Origin of the sequence: Streptosporangium lutulentum (assembly GCF_030811455.1) — a bacterium.
In the GTDB taxonomy this organism is placed as follows: domain Bacteria; phylum Actinomycetota; class Actinomycetes; order Streptosporangiales; family Streptosporangiaceae; genus Streptosporangium; species Streptosporangium lutulentum.
This window is the reverse complement of record NZ_JAUSQU010000001.1, coordinates 9,733,289-9,753,363: the sequence shown is the minus strand read 5'-3', so window position 1 is coordinate 9,753,363 and position 20,075 is coordinate 9,733,289. Positions and strand designations below refer to the sequence as shown.

Genomic DNA, 20,075 nt, shown 5'->3' with positions numbered 1-20,075 from the left:
GATCTCCTCTTAAAAACGGGCGTTCGAAGCGTAGGCGCCACGCAGGCGCTCGGCGAGCAGAGCGACGACGGAGCCTGGGACGATCACATCGGTGAGGTCCCGCCTCTTCCGGAGAGGCGTCTCGATCTCCGGGGGGTCGGTCGGACGCTCGACGTAGGTCGCCACCGCCAGCCGGCGAGCGGCCACCGGCAGAGTGATCCCACCCGCGGTCGCCGGTTCCGACAGCCAGGCCGTCACCTGGGCGAGGCTGGGACGAGCCGCCGGGTCCTGTGCGAGCATCGCAGCGATGATGTGCTCGAACTCTGGGGGAAGACCGCCGAGGTTCGGGACGACCTCGGGCTTGATGATGTTCATGAACATCGCCGCGAGGTTCGGCCCGTCGTAGGGATAGTGCTTGGTCAGCGCGAACAGCAGCGTCGCCCCCAGAGCGTAGACATCCGTCGCGGAGGTCACGCTCTTGGGGGTGTTGGCCTGCTCGGGTGACATGCACGCAGGCGTGCCGAGCATCGACTCCGAGGTTGTCAGGTCTGTGGGGCCGTCCGCGAAGGCCACCAGCCCCAGGTCGATGACCTTGGCCCCCTCCCTGCCCATGAGGATGTTGCCCGGTTTGAGGTCGCGGTGGAGCAGGCCCGCCCGATGGACGTCCTTGAGCGCGGTGGCGAGGAGAACACCGAGGATGGCCGCGTTGTCGACGGCGAGCGGCCCGTGCAGTTCGACGAACTCCTTCAGGCTCAGCCCGCGGACGTATTCGACCGCGAGCCACGGCCGTTCGTCCTCTTCCTCGGACGCGTCGACGAGCCCGGCGACATACGGTCCCTGAACCGTGCGCAACGCGTCGATCTCCCTGGCGAACCGTGCCCGCACCTCTGCCCGGTCGGCCAGCTCCTCACGGATGACCTTGACGGCGACCCGCTCGTAGTCCGGCGTCAGACCGTAGAACACCCGGCCCATCCCGCCGACGCCGAGCCGCCCGTGCAGCGTGATGCCACCGATACGCTTGGGATCGGAACGGTCCAGGGGGTCCATCCGCACCTGCCTCAAGATCGCAAAACGGCCATCCGGCCAGGATACGGTTTCCCTACCTGTGCAACAGCGGCAATCCTGAAGTCAGGGATCTCCAAAGAGGTCGCCATCCCTCCATGTCGCTTCGCCACACTAGCGACCACCAATAGCTTTTTCAAGTGAACTTTATTCACAGTGGAGCTGCACGCTTGTAGCCTGCAAGGTTAGTGGAGGCGATGATCTGTCTGTAGCCTCCGGCGTCCTCCGGACGTGCGCTGAGCACGTAGAAGGAGATCTTGGACTGGGGCAGGTGCCAGATCTTCATGGTGTACTCCGCATTGGCGTCACACCTGACCAGCCATTCACGGTAGGCGGCCTTCCTGCTGTCCGCCATCCTGGCCAGGCTTGAACGCGTCAGAATGGAGTTGTAAGGATCAATCCCGAAATAGAGGCCGTATTCTCCCGATCCAGAAATATCGTCATAGCTACTGCCCGGGTCGCGTGTCACGCTCCCTCCCGTCAGGCAGGGCATGTCCTGGCCGACCATGAAGCCGAATTCACTGTCGATGGACTGGCCAGGCCAGTCGTCGGCACCGGACCTGAGGTCGATCGCCATCGAATCCGGACGACAGGCGAGTTCCCATGGCCCGCTGGCCCCCTGCGAGTTCGGTGACTCGACACAGGCGTAGTCGCTGCCGATCCGGAGTAGCCGCCAGCCGTTCGGCAGGGTCATCTTGATCCCTTTCAACGACACCACCTTGCCCTTGAACCGCGACGCCTTTTTTGGTTTTTTGGACGCCTTCGGGGCGGGGCTAGACGTGCTCGCGGACGGAACCGGGATCGCGGTAGGCGCAGCTGTCGTTCGCGTGGGTGTCGCCCGCGCGGCGACTGCTGTGGAACGTTCCGAAGAGGAGGAAGTGGCTGCCACGGCGATGATCGCGGTGACCGCGATCAGGGTCACGGCCGCCGCTGTGGCGATGTAAGCATGCACCCAGGACGGCCCCGACCGTTTGGCCACGACCGTCACCGACCCTGTCCCCGAAAGAGTGGACGGCGGCGTCACCGGGCTGACCGCCTTGGCGACCGTCGGCCCGGCCACTTCCGGCCAATCTGACATCTCGTGTCGTGACAGTACCCAGGTGTGCTGGATCAGCGAGGTGACATCGGCTGTGGAGTCCTCTCGCTCCCCTACCCGCCCCCGCCAGACCTCGGCCACCGCCGCCAGAACCTCATCGGCGGTCGGCCGCTCAGCCGGATTCTTGGCCAGTGCTCGCCCGACGAGTTCACGCATTTCCTCCGGCACAGCCCCGGTCTCCGGCGTCTCCTCGCGCACCCGATAGGCCAGCACCTCGGGTCGGCCGGTGCCGTACGGCGCCTCGCCCGTGACCGCGAAGAGCACCAGCATCGCCCAGCCGTACACGTCGGCCGGAGTTCCCGACGGGCCCTCGCCGTACTCCTCCGGGCTGATCCATCCGGGCGATCCGATCAGCGTTCCGGTGTGCGTCATCGCGGTGCCGTCCAGCACTTTGGCGATGCCGAAGTCGATCAGTCGCGGGCCTTCGGACGACAGGATCACATTCGACGGCTTCAGGTCCCGGTGAACGACCCCCGCCGCATGCATGGCCACCAGCGCCTCGGCCAGACCGGCGGCCAGGCCGTACAGCGCGTCGCCGGCCAGCGGCTCCTCAACCCGCATGTGCTGTTCCAGCGTCGGACCGGCGATGTATTCGGTGGCGAGCCACGGCCGCTCCGTTCCTGGATCGGAGCCGAGTACCCGAGCGACGCACGCGCCCTCGACCTCACCCAGCACCGAGATCTCCCTGCTGAACCGCCGCCGGAACTCCAGGTCGATCGAGAGAGCCTCATGAACGAGCTTGACGGCCACCCACCGACCTACGGCGTCTAATCCCGCATAGACCACGCCCATGCCGCCGGCTCCCAGACGCCCCACGATCCGATACGACCCGATCTCGTGGGGATCGCCCATCAATAACGGCAGCACACGCCCTCCGAGAGGATCCGTTGCGACTTGGGGTGGGATTCAACCAGATGTGAGTCACGTTCACCACCATCAGACCACACCTTCGGATCATCTAGGAACCATTTATATGATTGTGCATTCGATTCACAATGTGATTCACTGGCCTCATCATGCGGTGCAGGTCGTAGCCGCCTGACCACCATCACGACTTCCCTCGAAGGCGAGCTCTGTCATGCATGAAAACCAGCAGCCCCCGCAGTACGGCTACGTCCAGCCCTACCCGCAGACCGTGATCGTGCAGAAGAAAGGCGGCGGCTGCCTGCGCGCGATCCTCATCGGTGCGGCCATGCTCGCCGGTCTGGTGGTCGTCGGCGGAGTCCTCGGCGGAGGCGGTGAAACGCCCACAAGCTCGGGCGACACCACGGCCGCCGAGGTCTCCACGCCGGCCGAGAAGCGAAGCGAGCCCAAGCGGACCGAGCCGAAGCAGGCCGGAATCGGCGACGTGGTCAAGGACGGCAAGTTCTCCTTCAAGGTCACCAAGGTCGAGACGGGTGTCGCCCGGGTCGGCGGCGAGTATCTCGGCTCGGATGCCCAGGGCCAGTACATCCTCGTGCACGTCACCGTGAAGAACATCGGGGACGAGGCTCAGATGTTCAGCGGCTCCTCGCAGAAGCTCATCGACAGCAGGAACAGGCAGTACGACACCGACTCCGGGGCCGCCGCCCTCGGCCTGGAGGACTCCAACGCCTTCCTCAACAACATCAATCCCGGCAACACCGTCAACGGGATCCTGCTCTTCGACGTCCCCAAGGCCTTCAAAATCAAGGCGGTCGAGCTACACGACTCCATCTTCTCCGACGGTGTCACCGTCGCCCTGAACAGCTGACAACGCCGGACCGACGATGGGTGACTCCGGCGAGATCGTCTTCCTCACCGTGTACGACAGGCCATGGTCCTCCGGCCGCATCCGCCCGCGTCTCGTGCTTGAGCTCCACGGAAACAGCCGACTGATCCTGAAACGCTCCTGACGGCTGAAAGTCCACCCGCTCCGGCCCCACCTCGCAGAGACACGAACCCCCTCGAACGGGAGTGATCCCATGCACAGAACGACCCCCACCCATCCCGGGGATGATCCAGGGGAGGTCCAGCGAGAGGTGCGCCCGTCCCGACGCTGAGCGGCATCGCCTCACCCGTGATCAGGTCCAGCGTTCTCCGTCAGACCACACCTTCGATCGGGAGGAAACATGAACCTCGAACCGGACACCGTCCTCGGCTGGCGTGTCGTATTCGACATGGACGCCAGCGGTGACGATGCCCTGGATCGACTGCCCGACGACGTCGCGCTGGAGGACTCCGACCAGTTCCTCTACCAGGTCCACGTGATACGGACGACGGGCTGCACACCGCAGGAGCACCTCGCCGACGAGTGCGGCTGCTGGGACTTCGAGGTGATCGGCACGCTCTTCATCCGCGAACTTCCGGAACGTGATCTGGGATTCTTCCCCGACGTTGAGATCATCAAAAACCAGGAGGTCTGCCGGGTTGTCACCGATTGGCTGAAGTCCGCCTGAGCCGTCGGCTGCGATGATGCACGATTGAAAAGCTGTCTCATTACGGGAACGATCCATTCCCTCAAAACACTGCAACTACTAGCATCTCGCTTACCAAAGATCATCTCGGCCGAAGAGAGGCCATGTTCGCGCGCATCCTGCGGCTCATTTTTCAAGCCCTTTCATCGAGCTCAGTTCCAACGGCAGTCGCTCCGCCATCGATTTTTTTCGAGATTGGCCCCCTCGGCCTCCTGCTCGCCGAGATATACCGAAACCCGGCTCCGGAGGGCTCTCATCAGATGCTGTTGGAACTGATGGACGCCGAGGCAGAGGCGGCACGAAAATCGAGCGAGGAGGCGCGCAGTCTGGTGAACGCCATCGACGACTTCGAGTTCGCCGTCGACGAGCTGCTGCTCTGTGCGGACGACCAATATGACGAAGATGATCGATTCCGATTGATGAACGCGATGGGAGAGGTCAGGTCAAAGGCCTTCGGCGTCGCTTGTGCCCTGCAGCACTACCTTGCCCGGCATCCCCGTTCCCACCTGCACTAACCTCGCAAGCCCCAGCCGTACCAATCCGAATGAGAGAAGAGCAGCGTGAGTGCGCAGCAGTCCCGGGCCCGTGACCCCCGCCTGGTCGACTCCACCACGCGACTGGTGGAGTTTCTTCGCGACCTGGCGACCGCCCGTCGTGTCCCTGTTCGAGACCTCCGCGACCACAGTCAGGTCCTCTGGTTGGTGGACCTCCCGGATACGGTCGAGCTGCACCGCGAGGCAGGGCTTGGTGAGGTCCTCTTCTCCGTCGATCACGTCCGGAGCGCCCCGCATCCGGCTCCGCCGGACGAGCTTCACGGGTGGCTGCAGCAGGACGAACTTGTAGATCCCGAATTGGATGCTCCCAAACTCTCCGAGACCGGTCTACGTCGCATCGAGGAGACCGATGAAGACGGCCACCCGGTGTCACGCTGGGAAACCCAGGAGGACCGGCCAGATGTGGTCGAGGCCTACGGCAAGTGGCTTCCCGGCTGGCGGACATGGGCGGATCAGGAACGAGAGCGAGTACTGCAACAGCGCTGGCATCGCGATCTCTACTCGACCTCTACCCAGCTCGGCCAGATGGACGACGAGTGGGAACTGGTCCTGGCGACCGGGTTGCTCTCCTGGACCGCACCCGACGGCACCCGTATCCGCAACCACCTGCTCGCGACCCGCCTTCACCTCCGGGTCGACCAGGACACCGAACGAGTGGACGTCCTGCTGGGCGAGACGGCGACCAAACTCCAGGACCGGGAGCTACTGGCCGACCTCGACGGATTCAGCCCGCAACGGACTGATCGTCTTCGTCTACGTGTCAGGGAGGGGGAGGGCATCGGGCTCCAGACCACTGTGACCGACCTGCTGGAGTCGTGGTGCGACCGCGGGCTGGAATCCGACCCCCAGCCCCAATATCAGCCTGACTGGGCTTCCGGCGACGCCTCCGCCGAGCTCCCGGAGGTACGGCTGGCACCCGCACTTGTGCTGCGTAAGCGAGATCATGGCTCCCTGATCTCCTACTACGACGAGATGATCTCCACGCTGACCGGGCCGGACGCCCAGACACCCCTCGGGCTGGCACAACTCGTCAGTCCCCTTGAGCCGGCAGAACGCATGGCTTTCCTGCAGAACAGAGGGGTCGCGTCGGGAGACACTCTCGGGCAGGATCCGCTGTTCCCGCTCCCCGCCAACCCCGAGCAGCGCACGATCATGACGCGTCTGCGCTCGGACAACGGCGTCGTCGTCCAGGGCCCCCCGGGAACGGGAAAAACCCACAGCATCGCCAACCTGCTGTCGGCTCTGCTCGCTCAGGGCCAGCGGGTACTGGTCACCAGCCAGAAGGCTCAGGCACTCCGAGTCCTGCGGGACAAGCTTCCGACGGAGATCGCCAATCTGTGCGTCTCCATGACCGACCTCGGCCGCGGCGGCTCCGCGGAGCTCGAGGGCGGCGTGAAGGCGTTGTCGAACCGCTTCTCATCCTTTGATGCCACCCGGCAGGCCAAGGGCATCGCCGAGAAACGACACCAGCTCGACTCCGCTCGCCGTACGACCGTCGAACTGACCGAGCAGATCCGGGCGTTGCGCGAGTCCGAGACCTACCGCCACCCTGAGATCGCCGCCGGCTATTCGGGAACTCTCGCTGACGTAGTCCGGCGTCTGACGCGGGAGGAACCCGAATGCTCGTGGATGCCGGTTCCCCTACCGACCTTGGCATCGCCCGTGCCCCCGATCACGGTCGGCGAGGCTGCCGAGCTCATCGCCTTGCTCGCTGGAGAGACCTCGGGACGCAAGGCGAGACTCTCCCAGCGCCTCCCCGACGTGGCCGCGTTGCCCAGCGCGGAGAAACTCAAGGGTCTGATCGCGGCGGAGGTCGCCGCGCAGGGGATGGCCCGGCAGGCCCAGACGGACATTTCCGCGAGACTTGAGCACCTCGCTCCCCATTTGATCGCTCAGCTGGAGACGATCGCGGCCGAGGTCACTCTCCACCTCCAGCAGCTCGGCATGCCCGAGGAGGCATCGGCCTGGGATCCGGCCGACTGGGCGGTCAGCGCACTGACAGACGGGCTCGGCGGCCGTGAGACCGCCATTTGGGATCAGCTGGCCGCACACGCCGATCGCCTTGTCACAGCCCAGAACGCGATCCGCTCCGTTGGCTTTCGCAAAATCGACTATCCACCGTTGGACTCACCGGGCGCGACGGGTTCCTACCTCCAGTCCATGCGAGCGCTGCGTGACCACCTCGCTGCGGGCAACCAGCTCAAACGCGGTCTGTTCAGGCCCGCGGTGCAGAAGCAGGCAGAGCCGTGGCTGGCCGGCACGCAGGTCGACGGGATCGTGCCGTCCAACGCCGAACTTCTGTCGCTGATCATCGCCGAGCTCGAAGCCCGGGCCGCGGTCGGCGAGCTCCTGCGTGGCTGGCAGCTGGTGGGGGTGGAATTTCCGCAGGACCTGCCCCTTCAACGCACGGTGGCGCAGCTCGGCGATGCCTTCAAGCGGCTCGATCAGGTGCGTCAGATCACGTCAGCGGTGACGGAAACGGCGCGGCTGCTCACCACGGGCGCCGTGCACATCGGATTTCGCACTCCCGCGGAATGGCTGTCCTATGTGACCGCTCTACGCGCCGTACGGCTTCAGGCCGAGGCCGAGCGGGCTACCTCGGCACTCAACGAACTCCACACGGCTCTCCAGCACGAGGCTCGTCTCGGAACGCCGGCTCCGGAACTGCTCGAGGCCGGACACGCGGTGGCCGCACGTGACGGCATCACCTACCAGTTGTGTCTCGCCGCTCTCGTCGACGCACACCGCGAACAGGCCGAGCAACAACGCTGCGAGGAGCTTTCGGGTCGAGTCCGCAGTGCTCATCCGGCGCTGCTCAGCCTTCTGGGTGAGGCGCAGACGTGGCAGCTCCACTTCTCCACCTGGGACCGTGCATGGGCGTGGGCCAAGGCGCAGACGTTCTTCGCCGAGCAACGTCAGCCGGGCCTCGAACAGCGGTTGGAGGCCGAACTCGAGGCCGCGAACGCGCGGGAAATGCGGCTGACCGCCGAGCTCGCCGCCGAACAGGCCTGGCAAGCGGCGTTGAGCAGAATGAGCTCCCGCCAGACGACCGCGCTGCGGGCCTACCAGGACCACATCGGCAAGCTGGGGAAGGGCACCGGACGATATGCCGGTAGGTACCAGTCCCTCGCGCGCGAGGCCATGGTGCACGCCCGTGACGCCGTCCCGGCCTGGATCATGCCGCTCCAGCAGGTGCTGGAGACCATTCCACCGATTCGCGACTCCTTCGACGTGGTCATCGTCGACGAGGCCAGCCAGGCGAGCATCGAAGCGCTTTTCCTGCTCTGGCTGGCTCCTCGCGTCATCGTCGTCGGTGATGACAAACAGTGTGCGCCTTCTGTCGTGAGCCATGGCGAACTGGAACCGATCTTCACGAAGCTGTCGACTTATCTACCGGATATGCCGGCCTATCTTCGGGACGCGTTCACTCCCAAGTCGAGCCTGTTCGACCTGCTGGCGACAAGGTTCGGCTCTGTCCTGCGGCTCAAGGAGCATTTCCGATGTATGCCGGAGATCATTGACTTCTCGTCACGGCAGTTCTACGCGGACGAGCCGTTGGTGCCGCTCCGGCAGTTCGGCGCCGACCGCTTGCCGCCGCTGCGGGTGATGCGCGTCACCGGGGCGCAGAGTGAGGGTTCGGCGACCCGGCTGCGCAACGTCGTGGAGGCCGAAGCGATCGTGGATCGAATCCTCGTCTGCATGGAGGATCCGAACTACAAGGACAAGACCTTCGGCGTCGTCGTGCTGCAGGGCACCGGGCAGGTGCAACTTCTCCACAACATGCTTCTCGACCGGCTGGATCCCAAAGACTGGGAGAAACGGAGGCTGAGGGTCGGTACGCCTCCCGACTTCCAGGGCGACGAGCGTGACGTGGTTTTCCTCTCGATGGTGGTCGCCGAGAAGCGCACCGCGGTGACGAGCACCGAGTGGCAGCGCAGGTTCAATGTGGCAGCCTCACGAGCCAAGGACCAGATGTGGCTGTTCCACTCCGTCAGTCCCGACCTCCTCTCTCCGGTGTGCCTTCGCCGGTCGCTGCTCACCTACATGTTGAACCCGCCCTCGACTCTGCTCACGGATTCTTTGAGCGACGTGACCTCCGACGATCCTCATCCCGACTTCGACTCGCTCTTCGAGCAGCGTGTCTTCCTGCACATCCACCGGCGGGGGTACCACGTCGTCCCCCAGGTGGAGGCCAACGGCCGCCGGATCGATCTTGTGGTGAGCGGCGCCAAGGGACGCCTCGCCGTCGAGTGCGACGGTGACTTCTGGCACGGCACACCCGAGCAACGAGCGGAGGACCTCGACCGGGAGCGCGAGCTCAAGCGCGCGGGGTGGCGGTTCTGGCGCATCCGCGAGAGCGAGTTCTACTTCGATCCATCGGCGGCCATGGAGTCTCTCTGGGCCGAGCTCGATCACCGGGGAATCCTTCCGAATGAAGTTGAGACCTCGACCGGAGAAGGGAACGACACGTCCTCATCGTGGAACGTCCTGGCTCTGTCGGGAAGCGAAGGCTGGGACGGCCTCGAAGACGGCCACTCCGGCGACATGAACGAATCACCGATCACAGCATTGAGCATGCCCCGTTTCGGGAACTCCTCGGTTGGCCCGACCACGACACAGATTCGTTCCTGGGCCCGCAATCAGGGCTACACCGTCGGCGACCGTGGCCGCCTGCCCGAGGACGTCGTCGAGGCGTATCACCATACGTACGGCTCCGGTCAGGAAGAGGAAAGGGCCGGCTGAACGTGTTCCGCTTTGACGGACGCCCTTCGCGCCGACGTCGCGAAGGGCGTCGGCGGGGCAGCTCGCCAACCGGCAGGCCATGTCGGCCGATGAGCTGATTGACGCCGTACGGATGTCCGTCTTTCGATTATATCGGGTGATCTACCAGGTAGTGACGCCACGTATGGCTGTCATTCGTCGTTGAGCTGCCGGGCGAAGGCGAGGGCGGTCTCCTTAACGGACCCGGTGCTTATCTGCACTTTCCCTCCGGTGATCGGCTCCAGGATGATCGGGGCGGAAACAACCTTGCCGTCGATGAGAATCGCGAGCTGGTTGCGAGGTGAGGGTTCCGCAACGAGCCTGCCGGTCAGCTCAGCGAACATGACGGCGTCGGCCCGGCTCAAGGTGACCATGATCGACCATTGCCCGGTGCCGGGATCGACACCGGCCACGGCCCTCGCGGCCTGCCTGACCGTTGCCCCCTCCGCCAGACGGAAGCACGCGGTTCCCGTGGAGTCCAGCAGATCCGTGTCGGCGCAGGGCGCCTGCGTGACCTCAAGGACAGGCTGGAGGCGGAGTGAGGCGGGGGGTTCGATGAAAGGCGCGCGCGAGGTGATGTGGTTCACGGCGACGGTGGCCGCGACGAATATGGCCGCGGCGACCACGATCGCCGGAACGGCCGTGATCGCGACGATCAGCATCGTCTTGCGCCCACGCCGGGAAGATGGTGCATCTAAGGTCATAACGCCCATGATTCACTAAAAGTGCCAATTCACCACTTTTGCGCCAAGAACTACGGGAGTCGGCGGGTTATCGTTGAACGCGGAGGGTAACTTAATAGTCACTATATGCGATATAATATTGTGGATATACGTCTCATGAACCGCATGCACCACCTCCACCACAGGAGGCACCGGCGCGAAAAGGAGAGATCATGTCGAACCCGCCGCTTCCCGACGAAGCCATCGCCATGCTGAAGAAGCCGAATCCCGCCGTCATCACGACGCTTCTGTCCGACGGCCAGCCGGTGTCCACGGCCACCTGGTACCTCTGGGACGACGGCCGGATCCTGGTCAACATGGACGAGGGTCGCAAGCGGCTGAACCACATACGCAACGACCCCAGGGTCTCCCTCACCGTGACCGACGAGAACGACTGGTACACACACGTCAGCATCATCGGACATGTCGCCGAAATCCAGAACGACGAAAGCCTGACCGGCATCGACAGGCTGTCCCGGCAGTACACCGGGAAGCCGTACCCACGGCGGGACCGTGACCGGGTCAGCGCCTGGATCGAGATCGACCGCTGGCACGGCTGGGGCACGCTCAAGGACAACAGCCAGCCCGGCTGACGCCCGCATCCACCCGGACATCGGCGGTCGAGAGCACCTCTCGATCGGTTGGGTGAGCCGTCCTCGAATCTGACTCAGCCGGGGTCGGGCCTGTACGGATGTCGACTTCGACAGCGGCGGAGAACGCGGCCTGTGGCTGGTGCAGGAGTTGTCGTCGCCCTGGCGACGACACAAGACCTCTATCGGCCGCGTCATCTCATTCCAACTGTCATTTCGATTGACGGGACCATGCACCCCTTCGTCCGCCGCACCCGGCGCACGGAGGGCAGGCGAGTGATCGAGCAGACCGGCTCCCGGCACGACCTCGGCCTCCTTGCCGGGGTTGCCGATCAGTCCGACGACGGTGTAAGCCACGAGGAAGCTCTCATCCGACAGCAAGCCCTCATATTGGCCGACAGTCAGAGGGGACCCCCTACAGCATCTGGGGTCCGAGAGCCTGGAAGGCTTTCACGAGGGCGTGAACGGCGCCGCGCCGGTCGGTGCGTCGGCGTGCGACGTGGAAGACCACCGGGGCGGCGCCGGTCAGCGTCACCGCCCGCAAGCCGGAGCCCAGGAACGGAGCCATCTCCGCGACGGTGATCATCACGGCTGTGCCATCGGCGGTTTGGCGCATGACGCGGGTGAGGTCTCCGGCGTCGAGCTCGACCAGGCGCGCCTCACGGCGGGGCCGCACATCCCCGAGCCAGAACTGGTTCATCCACTCGTCGGCGCCGGCCGGGTTGTACAGGAACGGTTGCTCGCTGAAGTCCCCCACGTTCATCGTCTCGACCTCGGCGAGGGGATGCCGGGCGCCGACCACGCCGATGCGCGCGGTGGTCATGGCCAGGGGGTACGAGTCCACGTCGGGATGCCGCACGGACGTGGTGGTCCACAGGACGTCTACCTGATGCTCGGGCAGGCAGCCGGTGAGCGCGGGAAAGGGAATGTCCTGACGCACCAGCCGGATCTCGGGAAAGTTGAGGCGGACCTCTCGCGCGATGCGGGCCATGTCGAACTGTCTCAGGAGCGCGCCGATGCCGGCGGGCACACCGAGCCGCAGCGTGAAGCGGGCGGGTGTGACCCGGGCACTGTCACGGGCGGCATGAGCCTGAGCGATCAGGGGGCCGGCGGCGATCGCGAACCGCCGGCCCGCGGAGGTCACCGCGAACACCCCCGCAGGGCTCCGCTCAACGAGGGCGACCCCGAGTTGCCGTTCCAGACGGTGGATGCGCTTGGTCAACGCCGATGAGGTCAGGTGCAGCCTCCCGGCCGCCCGCCCATAGTGTCGCTCCTTCACCAGCACCAAGAAGTCGGCGACCAACCCGAGATCCAGATCCATGCGCACCCCTGTGTGGCGAATGAGCCGGACGACCGATCCACGACGCCAGGTCAGGGACGTCGATCAGTGATCGCTGCCTTAAGTCTCCGGCAATTGTCAAGACCCGATTCCTCATTGGAACGAGAAAGCGTCACACCCTGCCGACGCGCGTAGAACAAAGTCACCAGTTAAGGACAAGCTCAGGCGCGGGGGGCCTGGGCCTCCATTGTTGGCCTCGGAACGAGCGCATGCACGCCCTTGGCCGATTTCCTGTGTCCTGCTGCTCCGGAAGGTGATCGTTCAATGGCCCCTGCACCCGAGCCCGTCATCGCGTACGGGCTTCCTCGCGCGTTCCCCTTTTACATCGTCTGTGATGTGTCGCATTCCATGCACGCGCGCCGCGAGGACGGGCGACAGACGCCGTTCGACATCCTCGCCAACTGCGTCGGGGAACTGCTGTTCCAGCTTGAGGCCGGCGACCCCGGCGTCAGCGAGGCGGCGCACGTCGCCATCGTGGCCTTCCACGACCGCGCCGAGCTGATCCTGCCGCTCACCCGGCCATGCGACGCCGGCGCCATCTCGGCGTTGCCCAAGGGCGGCCAGACCAACTACGAGCAGGCGTTCACGATGCTCCGGCAGCTCATCGAGACCGACTGTGTCCGTCTGTCCGCGCAGTACCAGCTCAAGACCCCGGTGGTCTTCTTCATCACCGATGGCGAGCCGTACGTCGGGGGAAGACGCCAGCCCCCGAAGGTCTGGCTGCCGGCCCGGGAGCGGCTGACCGAGCCTCGGTTCACCTACCACCCGCACATCACCGCGATGGGCTTCGGCCAGGTCACCGAGCACACCCTGTGCCAGGTGGCGACCAACTTCAAGGGCGCCCCGCTGGCGTTCGTCGCCGATGAGTCGATCCAGGCGGTGAAGGTGGTGGCCGCCATCGCGCAGGCGGTCCAGGACAGCATCGGCAACTCCATCCGCGGCTCGGACTTCGTGGTGCCCATCCCGGCCGGCATGCGGCAGTTGCGCTGCGGAGCGGCGTGATGAACCGGCGTCGGTTGGTCGCCGCCGGGCTGCTGCTGCTCCATCTCGGCCTGACCGGCTGCGGCGTGGGCGGGGAGCCCGAGGTGACGCCCGGCGCGACGGCCAAGTCGGCCGTGACGACCCCGAAGGCGGTGAGCATCACCGTGCGTTCGGGGGAGGACGCGACCGACCAGGTTCTCGCGCACATCTGCGCCGCCCTGCTGAAGCGCCGGACGGCCGAGGTCGGCGCGCCCGTGGTGCAGGACCCCACTCTGCGCGCGGAGGGGCGCCATGTAGACGTGGTGGCGCAGGCGCCGCCTACCCCGAACCAGGGCTACCGCGACGCCATCAAGCTGGAGGAGAGCTTGACGTTCGTGGTCCGGAACGACCTGGACCTGGGCACGCCGCTGTCGCAGAACGGGTCGCCGGAACCCGCGCTGGACCCGCCCAATATCGGCGACTTCACGAGGAATTTCCCCAGCGCGCCCGTGCTGGTGCCGGAGAGGTTCCTGCCGGCGGCCAGGGAGGCTCTGCGGAAGTGGGGACCGGTACCCCTGCAGTCCGCCGAGGGGAGCAACCCCGACCTGGACACTCCGGGGTTCGACGGGGCCGCGCTGGTGCCGCCGGACGATTCGCGCATCGACGATCAGCTGAAGAAGCTGGGCGAGGTACCGGTGGTCCCCGTGAAGTACGTCCTGGTCAGCGATGGCGTCTCCGAGCCTCTCAATGCCTGGCTGAGGCGCCACCTGCGCCAGTTGAACCCCGATGCCGTGCAGGAGATGGCGATGAGCAAGAACTACGCCCAAGAGGCCGCCGGTTGGGTGGACCGGCTGCTGGGACCGGCCCCGAGCGCGGCCACGCCCACGCCCTCGCTCGGGTTCTCCTTGCCGCAGGCGGCCTTGGCGCTGCTGGCCGGCGGGTTCATCGCCGTCATCGCGCTGCTGTTGTTCGGCCGGCGTCCCGCGATGGCGCGCACCGGTCGCGGCGGCCGGCCGGGCAGGCAGCCTCGGAAACCGGCTCCACCCGGCGGCACCCTCCAGCCGAGGCTCAGCCCGTCCATCCCCGTCGTCCGGGCGCAGCAGGACGAGCGGCTCGTGGTGGGCCCCGAGCCCAAGCGCATCCCCGTGCACCTTCCCTGGTCGACCACCTCCGCGGAACCGGGGCTCGCGGTAGACGGCGGCCTGCTCAAGGGCACCACGGTACGCGCGGCCAGCGTGCGCGGTCGCACGCACAACTTCCGCGGCGAGACCCGGCAGGACGCCTACGGCGTACGGCTGAGCGAGGACGAAGCGTGGGTCATCGCCGCGGTGGCGGACGGCCTGGGCAGCGCGCGGCACGCCGACGCGGCGGCGATCGCCGCTGTCCGGGCCGCGCTGGAGGGCATCGACGCCGCCCTGCGCACCGCGCGGCACCCGCAGAACCTGGACTTCAAGGCCGTCACCGGGTATGTCGCGGACGCGGTACGGCGGGCCACCGAGGCACTGGGCGCGCCGCACGGCGGCACCAACACCGAGCGGCTGCCCTCGGCGCGGCCGGGCACCACGCTGACCATCGCGGTGGTGCCGGCCGACGGTGCCGGGCCCGCGGTGTGCGCGGCGGTCGGCGACTCACCGGCCATGCTGATCAGCGCGGAGCGGTGGCGGCCCCTGGTGGGCGTCGAGCCCAAGTCCGGCCTGTCCGAGAACGTCACCGTGGCGCTGCCCGGCGACCCGGACAGCGTGGAGGTGCTGGCCTTCCCGTGGGAGGCGGGCGACCTGCTGCTCCTCAGCAGCGACGGCTTCGCGGCCGGTGTGATGGGCGGCCAGACCCCGCTGGCCCAGCTGCTCACGGAGACGTGGCGTACCCCGCCGAGCCTGGCGGAGTTCGCCCGCGACGTGGACTTCCGGCTGTCCACCTTCGACGACGACCGGACCGTGGTCGCGCTGTGGGCCGGGCGGCACGATACGGCCGTGCCATGATCGGGCCCGGCAGGGGCCGCCGGATGCTGCCGGCGACCGTCGAGGAGCACAAGCTGACCTTCGTGGACGGCGGGCCGGTGCTCCGCGACGGCGGGCAGACTCAGGGGCTGCTCCTGTGCACCACTCCCGACCAGGAGCGTTACCTCTACAAGAGGTATCGGCCGGAGACCAAGGCGGAGCTGCGGATCGACCCGCTGCTGCGAATGATCCGCTGGCGCCGGGAGCTGCCCGAGGACGAGCGCCGCGAGCTGGACGCCCGGTGCGCCTGGCCGATCGCCGCCGTGGGCACCGCGGTCGAGGTGCACGGCATCCTCGTCCGGCTGGCCGACGACACCATGTTCGAGCGGCGTACCTCCCGGACAGGGGCGATCGTCGAGACACCCCGGCACCTCGACGAGCTGACCCGCAGCCCGGAGCGGGCACAGCGCATCTCCACGCGCTTCGAGATCAAGAAGGCGTACTACGAGCCGCCGTACAAGCTGGCAGTGCTCGGCGAGTTGCTCGACACGATCAACTGGCTCCACGAGCACGGGTGGGCGGTCGGCGACCTGCAACTGCGCAACGCCGTTTTCACCGTCGAGCCGCGACCCCGGACGTACCTGCTGGACTGCGACTCGTGCGTGCCGTTGAACGGTCCGGGACCGATGCCGCCGGTCGACCCCGAGCAGTGGAAGCGGCCCGTGGAGCAGCAGGGGGCGCCGTTCGACGCGAAGTCCGACTACTACAAGTTCGCCTGGGCGGTGATCAGATGCGTGCAGGAGACCGTGGAGACCTGGCAGCCGGACCGCGCGGTGCTGTGCGCGGTGATGCGCTCCGACCTGGCCGACACGCTTATCGAGTGCGGGCGTACGCTGCCGCCGGCCGGGACCCGGGAACAGCTGCGGGAGGCTGCCGCGGTGTGGCCGAGGTTGGTCATCGGCAACCGGCTCTTCGTCAACGCGGACCAGTACACCAGGATGCCGTGGCCGGTGGGCCAGTCGGCGATGCCGCCCGCCGGCGTCCGGGCGAGCGATCCGGCCACCGTCCCGCAGCCCCTACCGATCCCGGCGAAACCGGCGGGCCGGCTCTGGGCGATCGCGGCCGTCCTGGCGATCCTGGTGATCATCCTGCTCGTCCTCGCGGTGCGGAGTGGAGCGGTGCAGAGTGGATGAGCGGCCGATGAGCGGACACGCCCCGCTGCCGCTGCAGCCGAACGATCCCGCCGAGATCGGCCCCTACCGCGTGCTCGGCCGGCTTGGGCAAGGCGGGCAGGGCCAGGTCTACCTGGCGCAGCGGCCCGGCGGCGACCGGGTGGCCGTCAAGATCCTGTGGACCGGGGCGTCGCACGACTCACCGGCCCGGCGTCGGTTCGCCCTTGAGCTGCTCGCCGCGCGCCGGGTGCCCCGCGTGTGCACCGCGGTGGTGCTCGACGCCGACATGCAGGGCGAGACGCCGTACATCGTCAGCGAGTACGTCGCCGGACCGTCGCTGCAGGAGGCCATCGACAACAAGGGCGTGCTGGACGGCTCCGCACTGGAACGGCTGGCCACCTACACCGCGACCGCGCTGGCCGCCATCCACGGGGCGCGGGTGGTGCACCGGGATTTCAAGCCGGCCAACGTGCTGCTCGGGCCGGACGGGCCGCGAGTGGTGGACTTCGGCATCGCGCAGGCGCTGGAGAACACCTCTCTGCACCCCTCGATGCACACCAAGGGCATCATCGGGACCTGCCCGTACATGGCCCCCGAGCAGTTCGGCGAGGGGGATGTCAGCCCGGCGGCAGACGTGCACGCCTGGGCCGCCACCGTCGTCTTCGCGGCGACCGGCCAGCCGCCGTACGGTGAGGGGAACATTCCGGCGGTCATGTACCGGGTGCTGAACGAGCCGCCGCGGCTGGACGGGCTGGCCGAACCGCTGCGCGGGCTGGTGAGCAGATGCCTGGCCAAGCGTCCCGAGGATCGGCCGACCTCGTTGCAGATGTTGCAGATGCTGATCGAGCCGGGCCCGGTCCCTCCGATCAGTGCCCCGCCCCTGCCACCGTCCGTTCCGCTCCGCACCCCGCCTCCACCGCACCAGGTTCAACCACCGGCTCACGGTTCCGGTCCGGCTCCGGTCCGTGCCCCTCTGCCACCGCTGGTTCCGCCGCAGCTGCTCCCGTTCGCCCCTCCACCCGTGCCGCCTCTGGCCCCGCCGGGCGATGGAGGGCGAGGCACCGGGTCACAGAGCGCTGGACCGCAGGGGACCGAGCTGCAGGGGTCAGCCGAGGGCGTGCCTCCGCTGTACCTCGTCGTCGGTGGCATGGTGCACGTGCTCGGCGGAGACCACCCGCACACGGCAGGCGGCCCGGGCAGCTCGATCGAGATCCCCTACGTCTGGGCGCCCGGAGATCTGATCTACATCCGGCATCGCGGGGTCTGGCGGCTCAACGTCCGGCTGCCCGGAGCGGACATCCAGGTGGAGCAGGCCAAACGGGACGGCTCGATGGTGGCCTTCGACACGCCCGACGGCCGGTGCGTCATACGCGGGGAGGTGAACGGGATACCGGTGAAGTGCCAGATCTCCCTGAACCCACCCGCCCAGCCCCATCACCCGCCCCACAACCCCACCCCCGGCCCTGAGTCCACCCCCGGCCCTGGGCCGGGCCCGGGGCCGGGCCTTGGGCCTGGGGCTGGGCCCGGGCTCACTTTGCCGTGGCCGGGAGGTCCCACCGGGAGCTCGTCGCAGGTCACGCACCACACGATCGGCGACGTGACCGTGCTGGGCAGCGGAGACGAGGCGAACGTGCGGGTGCGGGGCATGGACGTCGCGGCCGAGCACGCCACCTTGCTCCGCACCCAGGACGGGTTCCGGTTGCGCGACCACGGCAAGGGCGGCGGCACCTTCATCGCGGGGCGCTCGGTGTTGTGGGCCATCTTGCACACCGGCGACGCCTTCAGCATCGCCGACACCACATTCCGCCTCCTCAGCGACCGGATCCTGGAGTCTCGGCCGGCCCCGCAGGCCGACCTCATCGCACATGAGGTCAACGCGCGGTACGGGTCCATACCCGCACTGCAGGACCTGTCCTTCGCCCTTGGCCACGGCCAGTTCATGGCGATCGTGGGCCCGTCCGGCGCGGGCAAGTCCTCGTTGTTCCGGGCCCTGCTCGGGGAACTGCCCATCACCGGCGGCACGCTGCTGTTCCGCGGCCTGGACCTGGTCACCGACGGCGAACAGATCCGCCACCTGCTCGGCTACCTGCCCCAGCAGGACCACCTGCACAAATCACTCACCGTCCGACAAAACCTGCGCTACGCCGCCCGGCTTCGGCTGCCCGCCGACCTGCCCAGGAAGGACCGCGAGGCGCGCATCCTGGAGATCGTCGACCGGCTCGGCCTCACCGAGCGCATCGACCTGCGGGCCGCGCGACTCTCCGGCGGCCAGCTCAAACGGCTGTCCATCGCCCTGGAGATCCTGTCCGACCCGTTGCTCCTGCTGCTGGACGAGCCCACCTCCGGCCTCGACCCCGGCCTGGACCAGGAGGTCATGCGGCTGCTGAAGGAGATCGCGGGGCGCGGCTGCTCGGTCATCGTGGTCACTCACACCCCGGACAACCTCATCCTCACCGACCAGGTCTTGGTCCTGGGCGCCGGCGGCCGGCCGGTCTACGTCGGCGCACCCCAGCAGATCCTCCCGGCGATGGAGGTCAACGACTACCCGGAGCTGATGCGCAAGCTCAGCCAGGGCGCCCTGCGTCCGGTCCGCGACCCCGCCGGCCCGTCGGCCTCACCCGCGCCGCCGGTGCCCGGCACGGACCCCGCGCTGCGGCCGCAGCGGACCGGCGCCTCCGCTCTGCGCCAGTTCTGGGTGTTCACCCGGCGGGAGGCGGCCCTGCTGCGGGCCCGCGGGCCCATCGGCCTGATCACCCCGTTCGCGCTGGCGGTGGTGGGCGCGCTGCTCACCGCGGCGCTGTCCGTCGCCGGCGAAGGACCGCCCAGCTCGAACCCGGTCCCGGTACTCACCATGCTGGTGACGGTCTGCGCGCTGGCCGGGCAGGCTCTGACCTACAACAACCTGGTCTCCGAGTACGACATCACCGCCCGGGAGTACCGTTCCGGACTGTCGCCGGGCGCGCTGGTGTCCGCCAAGTTCGTCATCTTCGGCATCGTGGCGATCGCCCAGGGCATGCTGGCCGCCGTCGTCTACATCGCCATCCAGGGCGAGTTGGGGAAAGGACTGCTCCCGCTGTCGTTCGTCCTGGAACTGTGCCTGCCGCTGAGTTGCCTGGCGCTGGCCTCGATGGGGCTCGGCCTGGCAGTCTCCGCGCTGGCCTCGACGCCCGAGAAGGCGGTGGGTTTCGCCACCGTGGCCGCGATCGTCCAGGTCGCGCTCAACGGCTCCCTTTTCAAGCTGATGGACCCGCTGGCGACGGTGGCGGTCGCGGTGCCGGCCCGCTGGGCGTTCGCGGCGGGCGCCACCTTGGTGGAACCGCTGGGACCGAAAGACGCGTTGTGGAACCAGACCGTCGGCCAGCTGACGACCAACCTGTCCGTGCTGCTCCTCCTCGCGGGGGTGTACACGGCCATCGCGTGGCTGCTGCTGCGCCGCCGCCTGGTGACCTGAACCGGGCCCGCCGGGGG

13 protein-coding genes are annotated in these 20,075 nt (G+C 67.4%); 9 read left to right on the top strand and 4 right to left on the bottom strand.

What is annotated here, in order from left to right:
• Positions 1-9: 9 nt before the first annotated feature.
• Both J2853_RS43955 and J2853_RS43950 read right to left on the bottom strand, forming a co-directional pair.
• Positions 10-1,026 (bottom strand): serine/threonine-protein kinase, encoded by a 1,017-nt coding sequence (locus J2853_RS43955; protein ID WP_307569030.1) that lies wholly within the window; start codon positions 1,024-1,026, stop codon positions 10-12.
• Between the two features lie 166 nt (positions 1,027-1,192).
• Positions 1,193-2,989, bottom strand: coding sequence for a serine/threonine protein kinase (locus J2853_RS43950; RefSeq protein ID WP_307567744.1), 1,797 nt, complete (start codon positions 2,987-2,989; stop codon positions 1,193-1,195).
• A gap of 226 nt (positions 2,990-3,215) precedes the next feature.
• On the opposite strand from J2853_RS43950, the gene J2853_RS43945 reads away from it, so the two are divergent.
• From J2853_RS43945 to J2853_RS43930, 4 genes are all read left to right on the top strand, one after another.
• The gene (locus tag J2853_RS43945; protein WP_307567743.1) at positions 3,216-3,869 is read left to right on the top strand and encodes a DUF4352 domain-containing protein; all 654 of its coding nucleotides are present in this window, start codon (positions 3,216-3,218) and stop codon (positions 3,867-3,869) included.
• A gap of 358 nt (positions 3,870-4,227) precedes the next feature.
• Positions 4,228-4,554 (top strand): hypothetical protein, encoded by a 327-nt coding sequence (locus J2853_RS43940; RefSeq protein WP_307567742.1) that lies wholly within the window; start codon positions 4,228-4,230, stop codon positions 4,552-4,554.
• 122 nt (positions 4,555-4,676) lie between these two features.
• Positions 4,677-5,087 carry a hypothetical protein gene (locus tag J2853_RS43935; RefSeq protein ID WP_307567740.1) on the top strand — a complete coding sequence of 137 codons (411 nt, stop codon included), beginning with the start codon at positions 4,677-4,679 and terminating at the stop codon, positions 5,085-5,087.
• A 45-nt stretch (positions 5,088-5,132) separates the two neighbouring features.
• Complete coding sequence (locus J2853_RS43930; protein ID WP_307567739.1) at positions 5,133-9,869, top strand: PDDEXK-like endonuclease domain-containing protein; 4,737 nt, start codon at positions 5,133-5,135, stop codon at positions 9,867-9,869.
• A 170-nt stretch (positions 9,870-10,039) separates the two neighbouring features.
• On the opposite strand, the gene J2853_RS43925 is transcribed toward J2853_RS43930, so the two are convergent.
• Positions 10,040-10,591: a SecDF P1 head subdomain-containing protein gene (locus J2853_RS43925; protein ID WP_307567737.1), complete on the bottom strand. Its 552-nt coding sequence runs from the start codon at positions 10,589-10,591 to the stop codon at positions 10,040-10,042.
• Between the two features lie 191 nt (positions 10,592-10,782).
• Between J2853_RS43925 and J2853_RS43920 the strand changes: the two genes are divergently transcribed.
• Entirely contained in the window at positions 10,783-11,202 is a 420-nt protein-coding gene (locus tag J2853_RS43920; RefSeq protein WP_307567736.1) for a PPOX class F420-dependent oxidoreductase, read from the top strand.
• Between the two features lie 412 nt (positions 11,203-11,614).
• Here J2853_RS43920 and J2853_RS43915 read toward each other — a convergent pair whose 3' ends face one another.
• Positions 11,615-12,520, bottom strand: a complete 906-nt coding sequence (locus tag J2853_RS43915) for a LysR family transcriptional regulator (RefSeq protein WP_307567734.1) — start codon at positions 12,518-12,520, stop codon at positions 11,615-11,617.
• A gap of 282 nt (positions 12,521-12,802) precedes the next feature.
• Here J2853_RS43915 and J2853_RS43910 point away from each other — a divergent pair, with 282 nt between their 5' ends.
• From J2853_RS43910 to J2853_RS43895, 4 genes are read left to right on the top strand one after another with little or no spacing between them, the layout of a single operon-like run.
• Positions 12,803-13,540, top strand: coding sequence for a vWA domain-containing protein (locus tag J2853_RS43910; protein ID WP_307567732.1), 738 nt, complete (start codon positions 12,803-12,805; stop codon positions 13,538-13,540).
• Positions 13,540-15,477, top strand: coding sequence for a PP2C family protein-serine/threonine phosphatase (locus J2853_RS43905; RefSeq protein WP_307567731.1), 1,938 nt, complete (start codon positions 13,540-13,542; stop codon positions 15,475-15,477). The genes J2853_RS43910 and J2853_RS43905 overlap by 1 nt, the downstream gene beginning before the upstream one ends.
• Positions 15,474-16,628, top strand: a complete 1,155-nt coding sequence (locus tag J2853_RS43900) for a hypothetical protein (protein ID WP_307567729.1) — start codon at positions 15,474-15,476, stop codon at positions 16,626-16,628. The genes J2853_RS43905 and J2853_RS43900 overlap by 4 nt, the downstream gene beginning before the upstream one ends.
• A gap of 7 nt (positions 16,629-16,635) precedes the next feature.
• Entirely contained in the window at positions 16,636-20,058 is a 3,423-nt protein-coding gene (locus tag J2853_RS43895) for a protein kinase domain-containing protein (protein WP_307567727.1), read from the top strand.
• Positions 20,059-20,075 lie beyond the last annotated feature (17 nt).

Bases quoted from the DNA above. Each gene is read 5' to 3' on its own strand.
- J2853_RS43955 (WP_307569030.1), bottom strand. From the start codon at position 1,026: ATGGACCCCCTGGACCGTTCCGATCCCAAGCGTATCGGTGGCATCACG.
- J2853_RS43950 (WP_307567744.1), bottom strand. From the start codon at position 2,989: ATGGGCGATCCCCACGAGATCGGGTCGTATCGGATCGTGGGGCGTCTG.
- J2853_RS43945 (WP_307567743.1), top strand. From the start codon at position 3,216: ATGCATGAAAACCAGCAGCCCCCGCAGTACGGCTACGTCCAGCCCTAC.
- J2853_RS43940 (WP_307567742.1), top strand. From the start codon at position 4,228: ATGAACCTCGAACCGGACACCGTCCTCGGCTGGCGTGTCGTATTCGAC.
- J2853_RS43935 (WP_307567740.1), top strand. From the start codon at position 4,677: ATGTTCGCGCGCATCCTGCGGCTCATTTTTCAAGCCCTTTCATCGAGC.
- J2853_RS43925 (WP_307567737.1), bottom strand. From the start codon at position 10,591: ATGACCTTAGATGCACCATCTTCCCGGCGTGGGCGCAAGACGATGCTG.
- J2853_RS43920 (WP_307567736.1), top strand. From the start codon at position 10,783: ATGTCGAACCCGCCGCTTCCCGACGAAGCCATCGCCATGCTGAAGAAG.
- J2853_RS43915 (WP_307567734.1), bottom strand. From the start codon at position 12,520: ATGGATCTGGATCTCGGGTTGGTCGCCGACTTCTTGGTGCTGGTGAAG.
- J2853_RS43910 (WP_307567732.1), top strand. From the start codon at position 12,803: ATGGCCCCTGCACCCGAGCCCGTCATCGCGTACGGGCTTCCTCGCGCG.
- J2853_RS43905 (WP_307567731.1), top strand. From the start codon at position 13,540: ATGAACCGGCGTCGGTTGGTCGCCGCCGGGCTGCTGCTGCTCCATCTC.
- J2853_RS43900 (WP_307567729.1), top strand. From the start codon at position 15,474: ATGATCGGGCCCGGCAGGGGCCGCCGGATGCTGCCGGCGACCGTCGAG.
- J2853_RS43895 (WP_307567727.1), top strand. From the start codon at position 16,636: ATGAGCGGACACGCCCCGCTGCCGCTGCAGCCGAACGATCCCGCCGAG.